This window comes from Kaistella sp. 97-N-M2 (genome assembly GCF_021513235.1).
GTDB lineage: Bacteria > Bacteroidota > Bacteroidia > Flavobacteriales > Weeksellaceae > Kaistella.
In genome coordinates this window covers 2,510,973-2,525,053 of sequence record NZ_CP090976.1, presented here as the reverse complement: position 1 = coordinate 2,525,053, position 14,081 = coordinate 2,510,973, and the positions used below count along the sequence as shown (strand labels likewise).

Genomic DNA, 14,081 nt, shown 5'->3' with positions numbered 1-14,081 from the left:
TAATTATTTAAGACTAAAATAAATAATTATATTTGGGCAAAGCTGTGATATGAAAAATCAACACCCCAGAGACGACAAAAATTCGAAAATGAAAATGTGGTTCAAACGCGTAGGAATTGGCGGTCTGATCTTTTTTACTTTAAAAGGAATCGCGTGGCTTTTCGTGTTTTATTATGGTGCGGAAATGTTTCACGATTGCGCCGGGAAATAATTATCGAAATCGACGGGAGCATCAACTTAATTTAGATGTTAAAACTTCTGCACAGGATTAATTTTAGAAAACTCTTTACTTTCTTCGCAAACGAATGGGCCCTTTTAATTTTGACGGCATGTCCGTTTCCACGACATTTCCCTGCAAAACCTCAAGTTTTCCCGCCGTCACCAGCAGATCGGCCACGTCGCGAACCAAATCCATTTTGCTGCGCCACTCCTCCGGAAACAATTCCCTTGCGACTTCCGACGGACAGTAGGTTTTTCCGAAACCGCGTTCTGCTGCAAACTGAAGATGTGCGTTTTTTATTTTGTCTGCCTCAGATACCATCAATCAGGCTTTGTAACTTCACTTTCACTTTTCAAAACCTTGTCACCGTCTTCCTGTTCAATCAAAAGTGCTTTGTTACCCTTCTCACCGTTACGCGTAACGGTGGAACCTTTGATGGTTTTGGTGATGCTTTCAGTATAAGTTTCAATAACTTTTCCGGTGGCGGTGCCACTGCCCCAATTCCACTTAACTTTTGTGCCTTTTTTAATCATCTTTTAAAATTTAGATTTTAAAAATTATGGGATTTTAATGAAGTTTCAGTTTCCAGCTTTCTTTTTGAATTTTAAAAACAACATTTATTTTTGGATCCTCTCCAAAATAGGCGACTTCTTCTTCCCCCACATTTTCTGCGCCCAACCTTTCCATGGCTTTTATAGAGCGGATATTGGTTTTTCCAACGTGGAAAATCACGGTTTCAACAAATTGAAAAATATAATCTAACATTAATTTTTTAACGCCTGAATTGATGTTCTTACCCCAAGATGAAGTCCCGTAAAACGTATAGCCGATAAGAATGCTTTTATTTTTTTCGTCGTAATCGTAAAATCTTGTACTTCCCAACACTTCCTCCGTTCCTTTATCGAGGACTAAAAAGGCACCTTTGCTTTCCATCGCACCCTGAAAGAAATTTTCGAATACTTCTCTTTTGTACCGCTCTTTGTTAGGATGTTGTTCCCAGACTGTCGGATCTGAAGCTACATCAAACAACTCCTCGAAATCATGTTTTTCCAGCGGAACCAAACTGATTGTTTCATTTTCTAAAGTGGGTTGGACGGAGAAATTCATAAAGATGTTTTTTCAAAGATAAAAATTAGTTCGGGCAGAAGCCAATAAATTTCGAAAAAACAAAGCGGCTGAGGGCTTTTAAAAGTCAATAATTGAGATAAGGGAGCGAATTCCCATAATTAAATGATGCATTTCATACTTCTAATTCAACAATATTTAAAACCCGATTTGCTGCAAATGAAACATTTTGGTAACCATAGATACAAGCAAATAACACTAGTGCGCTATGCTTAAGATTTAAAAAAGAATGGCTTTTTCCAATTCCAATAACTTCTGTTTCCGCCAAATGCCACCTCCATAACCGGTTAGCGTGCCGTTACTGCCTATCACTCTATGACACGGTATAATTATGGAAATTTTATTCATGCCGTTGGCGTTAGCAACCGCACGAACTTTTTTCGCATCTCCCAAAAATTCTGACTGTTTTCTGTAAGTCCAGGTTTCACCATAAGGAATTTCCATCAGAGCTTTCCAAACACTTTTTTGAAATGCTGTTCCCACGGGAGAAAGAGGAACGCTGAAGCGGGTTCGTTCACCAATAAAATATTCGGAAAGTTCTTTTTCCAGAGTCTGAAAATGTGGATTTTCACCCAAAACAATGGTCGCGTTGAGAGATTTTGCCAAATCTTTAAATTCGGTTTCCAACATTTTGCGGTCCGTAAATTCGAGCATACAAATTCCTTCTTCAATCGCGGCGGCGTACATGGTTCCAACAGGCGTTTCGATACGTTTTAAATCGATAATTTTATAGGATTTGGAGTTTTTCGGAGACACACCAAAAATTGTTTTAAAACTTTCGTTAAAGCCGCTTAAACTTTCAAAACCACTGTCGTACGCAGTTTCCATAATATTTTCACCTTGCTGAATTTTTTTGAAGGCAGTATTCAGGCGAAACATTCTTTGAAATGCATGAAACGTCATTCCGTGGTTTTTTTGAAACCACCGTCGAATCGTAGCGGGTTCTATTTCGCGCTGAACCAAATCGAAATCTTTAAATTTTAAGGAAGGATCTTCGCGAAGTTCTTTTAGAATTTGCTGAATATATTCCGGCGTCCCGTTAATGTTTTCCAACGGCCTGCAGACTTTACACGGACGGTAGCCTTTCAGGATAGCTGCTTTTGTGTTTTGAAAGAACTCTACATTTTCAGGTTTTGGTTTTCTGGCCGTGCACGTTGGACGGCAAAATATTCCCGTTGTTTTTACGCCCATCCAAAAAACGCCCTCGAAATCGACATTTTTTGTGAGCGATGCTTCGTACATAAGTTCATTGGAAAGTTCCATGGTATAAATTTAAAGCAAAAATAGGTACAGGAAGATTATCAGACAACCGAAAAATGGACAGGTATTTTTTTGATGATGGCGATGGGTGATGGTTTATGGTTTATCGTTTATCGTTTATCGTTTATCGATGATGTAATAAATGAGATTAAAAAGATTAGATGGTCACACTGATGATTACCTCAGGAAAAATCGAAAAATTAATAAAAAAGTGAACCGAAGTTCACTTTGAATTATTTTTTTGGCGCCGAATCTTTTTCGATCTGTTTAATTTCTTTCAGCTTTCCGACGATTTTCGCGACCATTTCAGGTTTTCCGGTGGATATCGGTAGAACCACTTTCGTCATATCCCATTTAAAAACAAGATCAATCTTATTTTCATCCATTGGATTTAGGGAAACCTCAAAATATTCCTGCTTCTCGGTCATTTTTTGAACGGGAACTGTTATATCCACGACATTGAGTTTTTCGTCGTAGGTAAAAGCGCCCCATTGGTCCGAATCTTTGTTCAGAATTATTTTCCATTCTTTTTCCTGCGGAAGGATAAACAATCCGTATGTTCCCGCCATCACTTCTTTTCCGCCAAAATTAACGGCTTGGCCAAAGGTAATTTTTGTGGCAGAATTTGCACCTGCACGCCAAACTTTCCCGAAGGGTACCAAATCGCCAAATATTGTCCGTCCTTTTACCGCAGGCCGGCCATAATCTACCGAAATTTTGGACATGGAGAATTGCTGTTCTACGCTTTGGCGTGGACTTGCTACGGGAATATTCCATTGCGAATATGCAGAGACAGAAACCGCCATAAAAGCAGCCAGAATTAATTTTTTCATATATAATAGTTTGGTTAAAGATAAGAAAAAGGAAGGAAAACACTGAAGGTTTCTTTAAAATAACAAAGTCACTTCAACCGAAATTGAAGTGACCCCATTAAAAATAAAACTATGAAACTATGGCATTAAGACCGTATCGATTACGTGAATAACACCATTTGACTGATTAACATCTGCGATGGTAATTTTCGCTGAATTACCTTTCGCATCTTTAATATACATATCTTTTCCTTTGGTCCAGAAGGTTAGTTCTTCGCCTTGAACTGTTTTTGTCATATATTTTCCGCCATTTTTTGCGGTCCACATGGCAAGATCTTTTGCAGAAATTCTTCCCGGTACAACGTGATAGGTAAGAATTTTGGTAAGCATCGCTTTGTTTTCGGGCATTACCAACATTTCTACCGTACCTGCAGGCAGTTTATCGAAGGCTGCATTGGTAGGAGCAAAAACCGTGAAGGGTCCTTTGCTTTGTAACGTTTCGACCAATCCTGCTGCTTTTACCGCGGCTACCAAAGTAGTATGATCTTTAGAATTCATCGCATTTTCTACGATATTTTTTGTGGGATACATCGCTGCTCCACCAACCATTACCGTTTTTTCTTTGTTCGCCATCGACATGTTATTGGCATTACATCCAATTGTTAAAGTCATGGTCAGGGCGAGCGCGGCCGTCGTGATTTTTGAGAAGTTCATAATAAAAAATTTTAATGTTTATATATTGATTTGTGTTACTATCATTTACGAAGGCTGGTTTCGTTTGGATTTACTTTTGTGATTTATTTAACGGTTCGAACTCCAGTGAAATCGAATTCATGCAGAATCTTTTGCGCGTAGGTTTTGGTCCGTCGTCGAAAACATGGCCTAAACGCGCATCGCATCGTCCGCATAGCACTTCAGTTCGTTTCATATTATAGGAGTCGTCCCTTTTAAAAATGACCGACTGCGGACGGATGGTTTCGAAAAAACTGGGCCAGCCACACGTACTGGCAAATTTGGCATCTGATTTAAAAAGTGCATTGCCGCAGGCCGCGCAGTAATATGTTCCGAGCCCATCGAAATTATTGTATTTGCCGGTAAAAGCCATTTCGGTATTGTTCAGTCTGGAAACAGCATACAGATTTTCATTCAGTACTTTTTTCCAGTTTGCATTCGAGACTTTTAGGATTTTTGTGTCGGTGCGGGAATAGTAAGGGTTAACGCTATTTTTACCGTTTACTTTTTGAATCTTTTGCGCGTCGATTTTTTGAAAACTTAAAGTTCCTAGTAAAAGCGCTGCAGATATTTTGAAAAGATATTTCATTTTGATGATTATGAATAGATATACGCAAAATTATTCGCAATGGTTTTTGAAGATAAATTAAAAAGAACTATTTTTGAGGGCGATTAACTCCATTGAAAAAAGAATCCCTTTCCACAGAAGAACTTCTGTCTTTATTATTGAATAGAGATGAACACGGCTTTAATTATCTGTATGATAATTATGCCGGTGCTTTGTATGGGGTAATTTTTCGGGTAGTACAATATCAGGAGGAATCGAATGAAGTGTTGCAGGACGTGTTTGTGAAAATCTGGAACTCCGTTGCCAGCTTCGACCAAAGCAAGGGTTCACTTTATACGTGGATGCTGAATATTGCAAGAAATGCTGCCATCGACAGACTGAAATCCAAATCTTTTCAAAACGATCTGAAAAACCAAAGCATCCCCGACTTCGTAAATAATGAGGTAAACCTTTCTACAGAGCAGAAACATGAATTCAACGAAGTTGAAAGAGGTGTGAACACCCTGCGGGAAGACTACAGAATACTTATTAATAAAGCTTACTTCGGAGGTTTTACGCAGGAGGAAATTGCTGAAGAATTGGGAATTCCGCTTGGAACCGTAAAAACAAGAACAAGAGCTGCTTTAATAGAATTAAAAAATATACTGAAAGATTTTAAAGTAATCATTTTATTTTTCTTTCTAAAATAATCGTGGATATAAAAACTTACATATCATCAGGCGTCATCGAAGCTTATGCCATGGGAACAATTTCTCCTGAGGAAGCCGCGATCTTGGAATGTGTGATGATTAATAACGCTGAAGTTAAAAAAGCAGTTTTAGAAGTGCAGCAAACAATAGAAAGATTGGCCACGGAGCAGGCCATACAACCACCCACTTATCTTAAAGCCGAAATTCTGAAAAAAATAGAATTTGGTAAACCCGCGCAGACCGCCGCGAAAATTATTCCACTGAATTCCGAGAGGAACGAAAAAGACAGAAATTACGCTATTCCGGTTTGGATGAAAGCAGCGTCTGTTGCTCTGTTATTCGGCTTGGGATATCTTGGATATGAAGTGAATTCCAAAAACGCCCAGTTGGAGCAGATCGCGAACAACAATACGGAACTGTCCACGAAAATTTCGAGCCTGGAGGAAATGAACGCAATTTTAAAAGATGCGAAGAAAATTCAGCTGAAAGGCGTTGAAAACCATCCCGATATGCTCGCTGAAGTCTACTGGGACACTTCAAAAAAGGTATATCTCGATGTTAAGAATTTACCCGCAGCACCAAGCGGAAAACAATATCAGCTTTGGGCCATCGTAGATGGTAAACCGGTGGACATGGGAATGTATAACCCACAGGATAAATCTACCGTGCAATCCATGAAATCGGTGGAGACTCCGCAGGCATTCGCGATCACTTTAGAAAAAGAAGGTGGAAATGCGACGCCAACCATGGAAGAAATGTACGTTATGGGAACCATTTAATAATCGTCCCTTTTTAACAAACATAAAACAATCCGTCCCGAAAATTTTCGGGACGGATTTTATATTGTACTGACGATTTCTACAAACTTCTGGAATCATTAGAATACCATCTGTCATAAGTATCACGTGCATCTTCTTCATGTCTCGGTTTGAATCCCATGTAGATTCCGCCGTCTTTAATATCGTCTCTGTATCTCGTCGCTTCTTCTTCCGGAACACCCATTCCTGTTAGTGCGCCAATTAAACCGCCTGTGGCCGCTCCCGCTCCTGCTCCTGCAAGTCCTGCTGCTAACGGTCCGGCTATAATTAAACCTAAACCAGGCAATAATACATTTGATCCGATTGCTGCAATAGCCCCAACTACGGCTCCAATACCACCACCAATCAAAGATCCGGTTTCTGCATTTTCAGCAACTTTATTTCCGAGTTCGGAATCGTTATTGTTGTGATCTTTGAAATATCGGTCTCTGGTGCTGTCAGACATCATTACATTGATGTCATCTTTCGAATATCCTCTGTCGTACAGGTGATTGTAAGCTTGGTCTGCTTCTTCTCTGGTGCTAAAAACTTTGGATACATAGTCGTTTCTGTAATCTGGTCTGTAGTTCGTTGAATTTTCCATAATTAAATTTTAATGTTAGTGTTATATTTAAAGATGGAAATGGAGAGACAATAAAAATGCCACAGGCGTTTATTGCAAGCAACTTTAACAAATTTTAAGAAATTTTTACTCATATATATTTATTGTAAACGATGCTGTAATTTTGAGCATTATATAAGGATTCGACGCGCAAAATTAATTAGCCTTTACTGAAAGCGGTCTCCTGAAATTTGAAAGTTGCAAACTGTGGGCATTCAAATTTAAAGTTCTAAAAGATGCGTAGCAAGAATTTCGGCTTCCGGTCTGGAATGAGTAACCATCACAAAAGTAGTTTGTAATTTTTGATGAATATCCTTTACTAAAAGCTGCAGTTTATCGCGCGTTTCGCTGTCTAATGCCGAAAAAGGTTCATCCATTAAAACTATTTTCGGATCGTGCGCGATGGCGCGGATGATGCCGACGCGCTGTTTTTGTCCGCCGCTGATTTCATCGGGGAATTTAGGTAATAAATCTTCTTTAAGGCCAACCAAAGGAAGCAGTTCCGCAATTTTTTCTTTACAAAAAACATCTGATTTCTTTAAAATTTTTAAGCAGTAGGCCATATTTTGGAAAACGGTGAGATGCGGAAAAAGGGAATTTCCCTGCAGCACATAACCCATTTCCAGTCGTTTTTGAATGAGATTTTCGGGAGTTAAAAGGTCGTTTTCAATTTTCACGCTTCCATCCTGCGGAAGTAATAAGCCATTAATGATACGCAACAAGGTTGATTTCCCGCTACCGCTTTCCCCCAAAATGCAGGTAAAACTTCCCTTCTCGAAATCCGCCGAAAAACCGTCCAGAATTTTTTGGGAACCATAGGAAAAACTGATATTTTCAACAGAAATTGTTTTGCTGTTTTCCATTTTAATATTTTAAAGTTTTTAGAAACTCTTGGGCAACTTCTGCCGGACTTTTCTTTAGAATTTCCACTTCGTAATTCAGTTCTTGCATTTTTTCGGTGGAGATTTTCCCTTTTAAATCGAATAAAAGCTTTTCCACTTCAGGGTATTTTTTAATGATTTCTTCTCGGATTACAATGCCGGCTTCGTAGCTGGGAAAGTAATTTTTATCATCGCTTAGAACTTTCAAATTTAATCTTTTGATTTGCGCATCGGTGGTGAAAATGTCGACAGCATTAATTTTTCCCTGTTTGAAAGCCTGATACCGAAGATTGATATCCATTTCTTCTAGACTTTTAAAGTGAAAAGGATAAACTTTTTTCAAACCGGGAAAAGCATCGCTTCTTTCAAAAAAATCGAATTCTGCACCGAAAATAAAATCCTTACTTCTCGCCGCGAGATCGGAATAAGTTGTAATACTTTGGCTTTCTGGATGATCTTTTCCGATGGCTAAACCGTACGTATTATTAAAACCCAATAGTCCGAGCCATTTCAGGTCGTAATTTTCTTCATATAGCTTACCCAGTTTTGTGAAATCGATGAGATGATTTTCCGGCAAGTCTTTCTTTACGACATTTAACCAAGCCGTTCCGGTGTATTCTACATACACATCCAAATCACCGGACAGCATTGCAGGCTGAATATTGGTTGTTCCGCCGCCGATCCCAAACTTCCGGATGACCTGAATATCGGTATTATTTTCAATACGCTGCGCGATTATTTCGCCCAGAATAAACTGTTCGCTCGTCGGTTTTGAGGCAACTACAATGGTTTTGCTGTTCTCCTTTTCTAAAGGGTTTAAATAAATCAGCGCGCCGAGGGTGAAAATTAAAACCAATACTGTTGGGAAAATGATCCTTCTTTTCTGTTTTGGAGTTGCATTTTTGGAAATGAGGTGAAGTAAACTTGCCTTTTTTTCAAACTGGCCGATCCATTGATCGCCTAAAATGGCAAAGAGCGAAATTCCCAAAGAACCAGCGACGATCAGTCCTGTATTCATGGTATTTAAACCGCGAAAAATGGCCTGTCCCAAACCGCCCGCACCGATGAGTGCTGCTAAACCTGTTAAGGCCACAATCATAACCACAGTAATTCGTAAACCCGATAAAATCGACGGCAAAGCAAGCGGAAAATAAATATTTCTGAAAACCTGTGTCGGCGTGGAACCTAAACCTTCTGCGGCTTCCACCAATTGTTCAGGAACTTCTTTCATACCGGAATAGGTACTTCGGACCATCGGAAGCAAGCCATATAAAATTAGAACAATCAAGGCATTTTTTAAACCAATTCCCACCAAAGGAATGAGCAAACCAAACATGGCGATGGACGGAATGGTGTACAAAAAGTTAATTAAAGGAAGAATTATTTTCCGGCTTTTGGAGGAATAAAAAACAAAAACGCCGATAAGAATTCCGAGGAAAGTCACCGCTACCAGTGAACCCAAAGACAGGAGCAAATGTTCTGCGGCAAGATTGAGAAAATAAATGCGGCGTTCCCAAAGATTCATGAAAAAAGATTTTATACAAGGTATAAACAAAATTTTATATTAAAAGGAAAAACAACTAATTCAACAAAAAAAACGGGAGAATTTCTTCGCCCGTTTTCTTTTATTAATGTCTATGAAATCACATCTGTTTTTACATCATCTCCATTTTAAAACTCATACTTTCAATCACCTTCAAAATTGCTTCCACCGTATCCATTGAAGTTAAACAAGGAACGCCATTTTCGACAGAGGTTCGGCGGATCTGGAAACCGTCTCTTTCAGACTGTTTTCCTTTGGTCATGGTGTTGACGATGTACTGAACTTTTCCGGTTTGAATTAAATCGATCAAATTGATTTCTGGATTTTCTTCAATCTTATAACCGATTTTTGTGCGGACGCCGTGTTGTTCAAAATAGTTTGCGGTTCCTTCCGTTGCCCAGATTCTGAAACCGATTTCCTGAAATCTCCGGGCGAGTTCGCAGGCTTCTTCTTTGTGTTTATCGGCAACAGTGAAAAGAATTGAGCCATGTAAAGGCATTTTTCTTCCCGCACCAATCAAACCTTTGTACAAAGCTTTTTCTAAAGTCGTGTCTTTCCCCATCACTTCTCCGGTGGATTTCATTTCTGGTCCGAGGGAAATATCAACTCTCGTTAGTTTTGAAAAAGAGAAGACCGGAACTTTTACGTAAACTCCATCTTTCACTGGAGCCAAACCGTTTTTGTATCCGAGATCTTTTAATTTTTGTCCGAGTATTACTTTCGTGGCTAAATTCGCCATCGGAATTTCAGTGATTTTTGATAAAAAAGGAACGGTTCTACTCGATCTTGGATTGACCTCAATCACATACACTCCGCCTTCAAAAAGGACATATTGAATGTTCATTAAACCGATTACATTCAACCCTTTTGCTAATCTTTCGGTATAATCTACCAAAGTTGCGATCTGTTCAGCGTTAATATTTTGGGGCGGATAAACGGCAATCGAATCTCCAGAGTGAACTCCAGCTCTTTCGATATGTTCCATAATCCCTGGAATCACCACGGTTTCACCATCGCAGATCGCATCAACTTCAACTTCTTTTCCGGTTAAATATCGGTCAATCAGAATCGGATGTTCCGAATTTTCTTTCACCGCATTCGTCATGTAATGAGAAAGTTCATGCTCATCATAAACAATTTCCATGGCTCTTCCTCCCAAGACATAACTCGGACGAACCAAAACCGGGAAACCGATTTCATTGGCAATCACCAACGCTTCTTCTTTTGTAAAACAGGTTTTTCCTAAAGGTTGCGGAATTCCCATTTCCTGAAGTGCGGCTTCAAATTTATTCCTGTTTTCAGCACGATCCAGATCTTCCAAAGAAGTTCCCAAAATTTGAACACCGTGTGCGGCTAATTTATCTGCTAAATTAATTGCGGTTTGTCCGCCAAACTGAACGACAACTCCTTTCGGCTTTTCCAGATCGATGATGTTCATTACATCTTCTTCGGTCAATGGTTCGAAATAGAGTTTATCGGAAATCGAGAAATCTGTAGAAACCGTTTCCGGATTATTATTAATGATGATCGCTTCGTAACCCATTTCTTTAATCGCCCAAACCGAGTGAACCGTGGCGTAATCGAATTCCACCCCTTGACCAATCCGAATCGGACCCGAACCGAGAACGATGATTTTTTCTTTATTGGAAGGAACACTTTCGTTTTCCTCTTCGTAAGTTCCGTAGAAATATGGGGTTTCACTTTCGAATTCTGCAGCGCAGGTATCGACCATTTTGTAAACCGGCATGACGTCGTTTTCTTTCCGAAATTCGAAAATTTCTTTTTGAGTTGATTCCCATAAAGTCGCGATACTCATGTCGGAAAATCCTAATTTCTTGGCTTCAAGTAAAGTTTCAGTGTCGAATTTATTTTCCGCAATTACTTTTTCGAAATCGATGAGTTTTTTAATTTTCCAGATGAAGAATTTATCAATCTTGCTCCACTCTACTATTTTTTCCCAGTCGTAACCCCGTCGCAAAGCATCACCAATAATGAACAAACGCTCATCATCACAAACCCGGATTCTTCTTTCGATTTCTTTATCCGTTAAAGCAGCGGCATCTTTTGATTTCAGCCCGATATGTCTTAAACCTGTTTCCAGAGAACGGATGGCTTTCTGCAGAGATTCCTCGAAATTTCGACCAATCGCCATAACTTCGCCGGTTGCTTTCATTTGTGTTGAAAGACGTCGGTCAGCAGTTTCAAATTTATCAAATGGGAAACGCGGGAATTTCGTCACCACATAATCCAAAGCAGGTTCGAAACATGCGTACGTTTTTCCTGTTACCGGATTCATGATTTCATCTAATGTCAAACCGACTGCAATTTTAGCAGCAATTTTCGCAATCGGATAACCGGTTGCTTTACTCGCCAAAGCCGAGGAACGCGAAACCCGTGGATTCACTTCGATGATATAATAATCGTAAGAATTGGGATCTAAAGCCAACTGAACATTGCACCCACCTTCAATTCCAAGTGCGCGAATAATTTTTAACGAAGAATTTCGCAACATCTGATATTCCCGGTCGGAAAGTGTCTGCGAAGGCGCCACTACAATTGAATCTCCGGTATGAACTCCAACTGCGTCAATGTTTTCCATATTACAAACCACAATCGCATTGTCGTTTTTGTCGCGCATTACTTCGTACTCGATTTCCTTGAAACCGGCGATAGATTTTTCAATCAAACACTGACGAACTGGACTATATTTTAAACCGAAACTTGTGATTTCTTTCAATTCGTCATCATTGTGAGCAATTCCACCTCCAGTTCCACCCATGGTAAATGCAGGACGAACAATCACGGGATAACCGATGTTGTGCGCGAATTCTAAAGCCGATTGAACGTTATTTACAATATCAGAATCCGGCACAGGTTCATTTAATTCACGCATCAAATTCCGAAATAAATCACGGTCTTCTGCTTGATTGATGGCTGAAAGTTTGGTTCCGAGAACTTCAACTTTGCATTCTTCCAATATCCCGGCGTTTTGCAGTTCCACCGCCATGTTTAACCCGGTCTGTCCACCCAAAGTTGGCAAAAGCGCATCGGGTCTTTCTTTGCGGATAATATGACTTACGAATTCTAATGATATTGGTTCGATGTAAACTTTATCGGCAATTTCCACATCGGTCATGATGGTTGCCGGATTTGAATTGATGAGGATTACTTTGTAGCCTTCTTCTCTTAAAGACAAGCAAGCCTGAGTTCCTGCGTAATCAAATTCTGCGGCTTGTCCGATGATAATTGGACCACTTCCGATAACTAAAATTGTTTTTATATCTGTACGTTTCATATAATTAGTGTAACAATTTATCAATGTAACAGTGTAACAAATTGTGATTGAGAGTTAAATATTGTGAGGAATATCTTTAGATAAACTTGTGCTTAAAATTTTATAAATAATTTTACCTATTTCGGTAATTTGAGTTTCCAGTTTTTCATCGAAAGGATATGATTTGGAATGTTTGCACAGAAAGAGCCAATATTTTGTTTCTTCAACTTCTTTTGCAGCAATTTTTATCTTATGAATAAAATCTTTTCTGCTGTATGGATTTTGCGCTTCAAATGAATTAGCGCCAATGCTTGTTCCAGATCGTAATAATTGTTTTGCAATTACAAACTTCCTTTTCTCTTCTAGTAATTCACAATAATCAATAATATCTAAAGAAAATTGAACCGTTTTCTGAAGTAATGGATTATTTTCGAAATTGATCATGTTGTGAAACTTAGATTGTTAAACTGTTACATTCTTAAATTGTTCCATTAATTGAATAAACTCATCAAACAAATAATTCGCGTCTTCCGGGCCTGGACTTGCTTCCGGGTGATATTGCACAGAGAAACAAGGATGAATTTTATGTTTCAAACCTTCATTGGTTCGGTCATTCAAAGCGATGTGCGTTTCTTCTAAATCGGTGTTTTTCAAAGATTCCTGATCGACGGCATAACCGTGATTTTGAGAAGTAATCGCGACTTTATTTTTCTTCAAGTCCAAGACCGGATGATTTCCACCGCGGTGTCCGAATTTTAGTTTAAAAGTTTTTGCACCACAAGCCAAACCAATTAATTGATGTCCCAGGCAAATTCCAAAAATTGGAATTTTTCCTAAAAGATTCTGAATCATTTCAGTTGCTCCATTTACATCTTCTGGATCACCAGGACCGTTGGAAAGCATTACTCCATCAGGATTAATCAACAAAATTTCTTCAGCGGTGGTATCCTGAGAAACTACGATCACGTCGCAATCTCTTTGAGCAAGTTCGCGTAAAATTCCGAGTTTTGAACCGTAATCGACCAAAACGACTTTCAAACCTCTTCCCGGATTTGCGTATGATGTTTTGGTAGAAACCTGCGCCACCTGATCGGTCGGTAAAACAGAAGCTTTTAAATCTTCAATAACTAAATTTTCGTCAGCATCTTCACTCACAATTTTTCCTTTTACAACGCCTGAATTACGAAGAACTCTCGTTAATCTTCTGGTGTCAATTCCAGAAATTCCAGAAAGATTTCTCTTTTGGAAAAATTCATCCAAATCCATTTGAGTTCGGAAATTGGACGGAAAATCACAAACTTCTTTTACGATTAAACCTTTAATCGCCGGTTCGATGCTTTCATAGTCATCACGGTTTATTCCGTAATTTCCGATGAGCGGGTAGGTCATGCAAACAATTTGTCCGCAATAGGAAGGATCCGATATCAATTCCTGATAACCGGTCATTCCCGTATTAAAAACGATTTCACCTTCAATATCCTGATCGGCTCCAAAACCTTTTCCATGGAAAATTTCACCGGATTCTAATATTAATTTCTTTTTCATTTATACTTTTTAC

The 14,081-nt window shown here is 39.1% G+C and carries 16 protein-coding genes; 3 read left to right on the top strand and 13 right to left on the bottom strand.

Going from position 1 to position 14,081, the window contains the following annotated elements; genetic code table 11:
• Positions 1–49: 49 nt before the first annotated feature.
• Positions 50–211, top strand: coding sequence for a hypothetical protein (locus L0B70_RS11800; protein WP_235141970.1), 162 nt, complete (start codon positions 50–52; stop codon positions 209–211).
• Between the two features lie 75 nt (positions 212–286).
• On the opposite strand, the gene L0B70_RS11795 is transcribed toward L0B70_RS11800, so the two are convergent.
• The 7 genes from L0B70_RS11795 to msrB all read right to left on the bottom strand — a co-directional run bounded on the left by L0B70_RS11795 (position 287) and on the right by msrB (position 4,738).
• Positions 287–541 carry a DUF3253 domain-containing protein gene (locus tag L0B70_RS11795; RefSeq protein ID WP_235143598.1) on the bottom strand — a complete coding sequence of 85 codons (255 nt, stop codon included), beginning with the start codon at positions 539–541 and terminating at the stop codon, positions 287–289.
• Positions 541–753, bottom strand: coding sequence for a DUF2945 domain-containing protein (locus L0B70_RS11790; protein WP_235141969.1), 213 nt, complete (start codon positions 751–753; stop codon positions 541–543). Before L0B70_RS11790 ends, L0B70_RS11795 begins: the two co-directional genes overlap by 1 nt.
• Positions 754–787: 34 nt before the next feature.
• A complete protein-coding gene (locus L0B70_RS11785) occupies positions 788–1,327 on the bottom strand; it encodes a GNAT family N-acetyltransferase (RefSeq protein WP_235141968.1) in 540 nt (179 codons plus the stop codon).
• 237 nt (positions 1,328–1,564) lie between these two features.
• Complete coding sequence (locus L0B70_RS13495; protein WP_311195388.1) at positions 1,565–2,608, bottom strand: methylated-DNA--[protein]-cysteine S-methyltransferase; 1,044 nt, start codon at positions 2,606–2,608, stop codon at positions 1,565–1,567.
• A 230-nt stretch (positions 2,609–2,838) separates the two neighbouring features.
• A complete protein-coding gene (locus L0B70_RS11770; protein ID WP_235141967.1) occupies positions 2,839–3,438 on the bottom strand; it encodes a DUF2911 domain-containing protein in 600 nt (199 codons plus the stop codon).
• Between the two features lie 117 nt (positions 3,439–3,555).
• Positions 3,556–4,089 carry a fasciclin domain-containing protein gene (locus tag L0B70_RS11765; protein ID WP_235143596.1) on the bottom strand — a complete coding sequence of 178 codons (534 nt, stop codon included), beginning with the start codon at positions 4,087–4,089 and terminating at the stop codon, positions 3,556–3,558.
• 112 nt (positions 4,090–4,201) lie between these two features.
• The gene (gene msrB / locus L0B70_RS11760; protein ID WP_235141966.1) at positions 4,202–4,738 is read right to left on the bottom strand and encodes a peptide-methionine (R)-S-oxide reductase MsrB; all 537 of its coding nucleotides are present in this window, start codon (positions 4,736–4,738) and stop codon (positions 4,202–4,204) included.
• Between the two features lie 92 nt (positions 4,739–4,830).
• Here msrB and L0B70_RS11755 point away from each other — a divergent pair, with 92 nt between their 5' ends.
• Entirely contained in the window at positions 4,831–5,406 is a 576-nt protein-coding gene (locus tag L0B70_RS11755) for an RNA polymerase sigma factor (protein WP_235141965.1), read from the top strand.
• 2 nt (positions 5,407–5,408) lie between these two features.
• Positions 5,409–6,185 (top strand): anti-sigma factor domain-containing protein, encoded by a 777-nt coding sequence (locus L0B70_RS11750; RefSeq protein ID WP_235141964.1) that lies wholly within the window; start codon positions 5,409–5,411, stop codon positions 6,183–6,185.
• A 79-nt stretch (positions 6,186–6,264) separates the two neighbouring features.
• Here L0B70_RS11750 and L0B70_RS11745 read toward each other — a convergent pair whose 3' ends face one another.
• From L0B70_RS11745 to L0B70_RS11720, 6 genes are all read right to left on the bottom strand, one after another.
• Complete coding sequence (locus tag L0B70_RS11745; protein WP_235141963.1) at positions 6,265–6,807, bottom strand: hypothetical protein; 543 nt, start codon at positions 6,805–6,807, stop codon at positions 6,265–6,267.
• Between the two features lie 239 nt (positions 6,808–7,046).
• The gene (locus L0B70_RS11740) at positions 7,047–7,688 is read right to left on the bottom strand and encodes an ABC transporter ATP-binding protein (protein ID WP_235141962.1); all 642 of its coding nucleotides are present in this window, start codon (positions 7,686–7,688) and stop codon (positions 7,047–7,049) included.
• A 1-nt stretch (position 7,689) separates the two neighbouring features.
• The gene (locus L0B70_RS11735; RefSeq protein WP_235141961.1) at positions 7,690–9,231 is read right to left on the bottom strand and encodes an ABC transporter permease/substrate-binding protein; all 1,542 of its coding nucleotides are present in this window, start codon (positions 9,229–9,231) and stop codon (positions 7,690–7,692) included.
• Positions 9,232–9,361: 130 nt separating this feature from the next.
• On the bottom strand, positions 9,362–12,544 hold the full coding sequence (carB, locus tag L0B70_RS11730; protein ID WP_235141960.1) for a carbamoyl-phosphate synthase large subunit: 3,183 nt from the start codon (positions 12,542–12,544) through the stop codon (positions 9,362–9,364).
• A gap of 54 nt (positions 12,545–12,598) precedes the next feature.
• Positions 12,599–12,967, bottom strand: a complete 369-nt coding sequence (locus tag L0B70_RS11725; protein WP_235141959.1) for a four helix bundle protein — start codon at positions 12,965–12,967, stop codon at positions 12,599–12,601.
• 18 nt (positions 12,968–12,985) lie between these two features.
• Positions 12,986–14,068 (bottom strand): carbamoyl phosphate synthase small subunit, encoded by a 1,083-nt coding sequence (locus L0B70_RS11720; protein ID WP_235141958.1) that lies wholly within the window; start codon positions 14,066–14,068, stop codon positions 12,986–12,988.
• Positions 14,069–14,081: the final 13 nt, after the last annotated feature.

Bases quoted from the DNA above. Each gene is read 5' to 3' on its own strand.
- msrB (WP_235141966.1), bottom strand. From the start codon at position 4,738: ATGAAATATCTTTTCAAAATATCTGCAGCGCTTTTACTAGGAACTTTA.
- L0B70_RS11795 (WP_235143598.1), bottom strand. From the start codon at position 541: ATGGTATCTGAGGCAGACAAAATAAAAAACGCACATCTTCAGTTTGCA.
- L0B70_RS11740 (WP_235141962.1), bottom strand. From the start codon at position 7,688: ATGGAAAACAGCAAAACAATTTCTGTTGAAAATATCAGTTTTTCCTAT.
- L0B70_RS11785 (WP_235141968.1), bottom strand. From the start codon at position 1,327: ATGAATTTCTCCGTCCAACCCACTTTAGAAAATGAAACAATCAGTTTG.
- L0B70_RS11770 (WP_235141967.1), bottom strand. From the start codon at position 3,438: ATGAAAAAATTAATTCTGGCTGCTTTTATGGCGGTTTCTGTCTCTGCA.
- L0B70_RS11720 (WP_235141958.1), bottom strand. From the start codon at position 14,068: ATGAAAAAGAAATTAATATTAGAATCCGGTGAAATTTTCCATGGAAAA.
- L0B70_RS11725 (WP_235141959.1), bottom strand. From the start codon at position 12,967: ATGATCAATTTCGAAAATAATCCATTACTTCAGAAAACGGTTCAATTT.
- L0B70_RS11745 (WP_235141963.1), bottom strand. From the start codon at position 6,807: ATGGAAAATTCAACGAACTACAGACCAGATTACAGAAACGACTATGTA.
- L0B70_RS11735 (WP_235141961.1), bottom strand. From the start codon at position 9,231: ATGAATCTTTGGGAACGCCGCATTTATTTTCTCAATCTTGCCGCAGAA.
- L0B70_RS11790 (WP_235141969.1), bottom strand. From the start codon at position 753: ATGATTAAAAAAGGCACAAAAGTTAAGTGGAATTGGGGCAGTGGCACC.
- L0B70_RS13495 (WP_311195388.1), bottom strand. From the start codon at position 2,608: ATGGAACTTTCCAATGAACTTATGTACGAAGCATCGCTCACAAAAAAT.
- L0B70_RS11800 (WP_235141970.1), top strand. From the start codon at position 50: ATGAAAAATCAACACCCCAGAGACGACAAAAATTCGAAAATGAAAATG.
- L0B70_RS11765 (WP_235143596.1), bottom strand. From the start codon at position 4,089: ATGACTTTAACAATTGGATGTAATGCCAATAACATGTCGATGGCGAAC.
- carB (WP_235141960.1), bottom strand. From the start codon at position 12,544: ATGAAACGTACAGATATAAAAACAATTTTAGTTATCGGAAGTGGTCCA.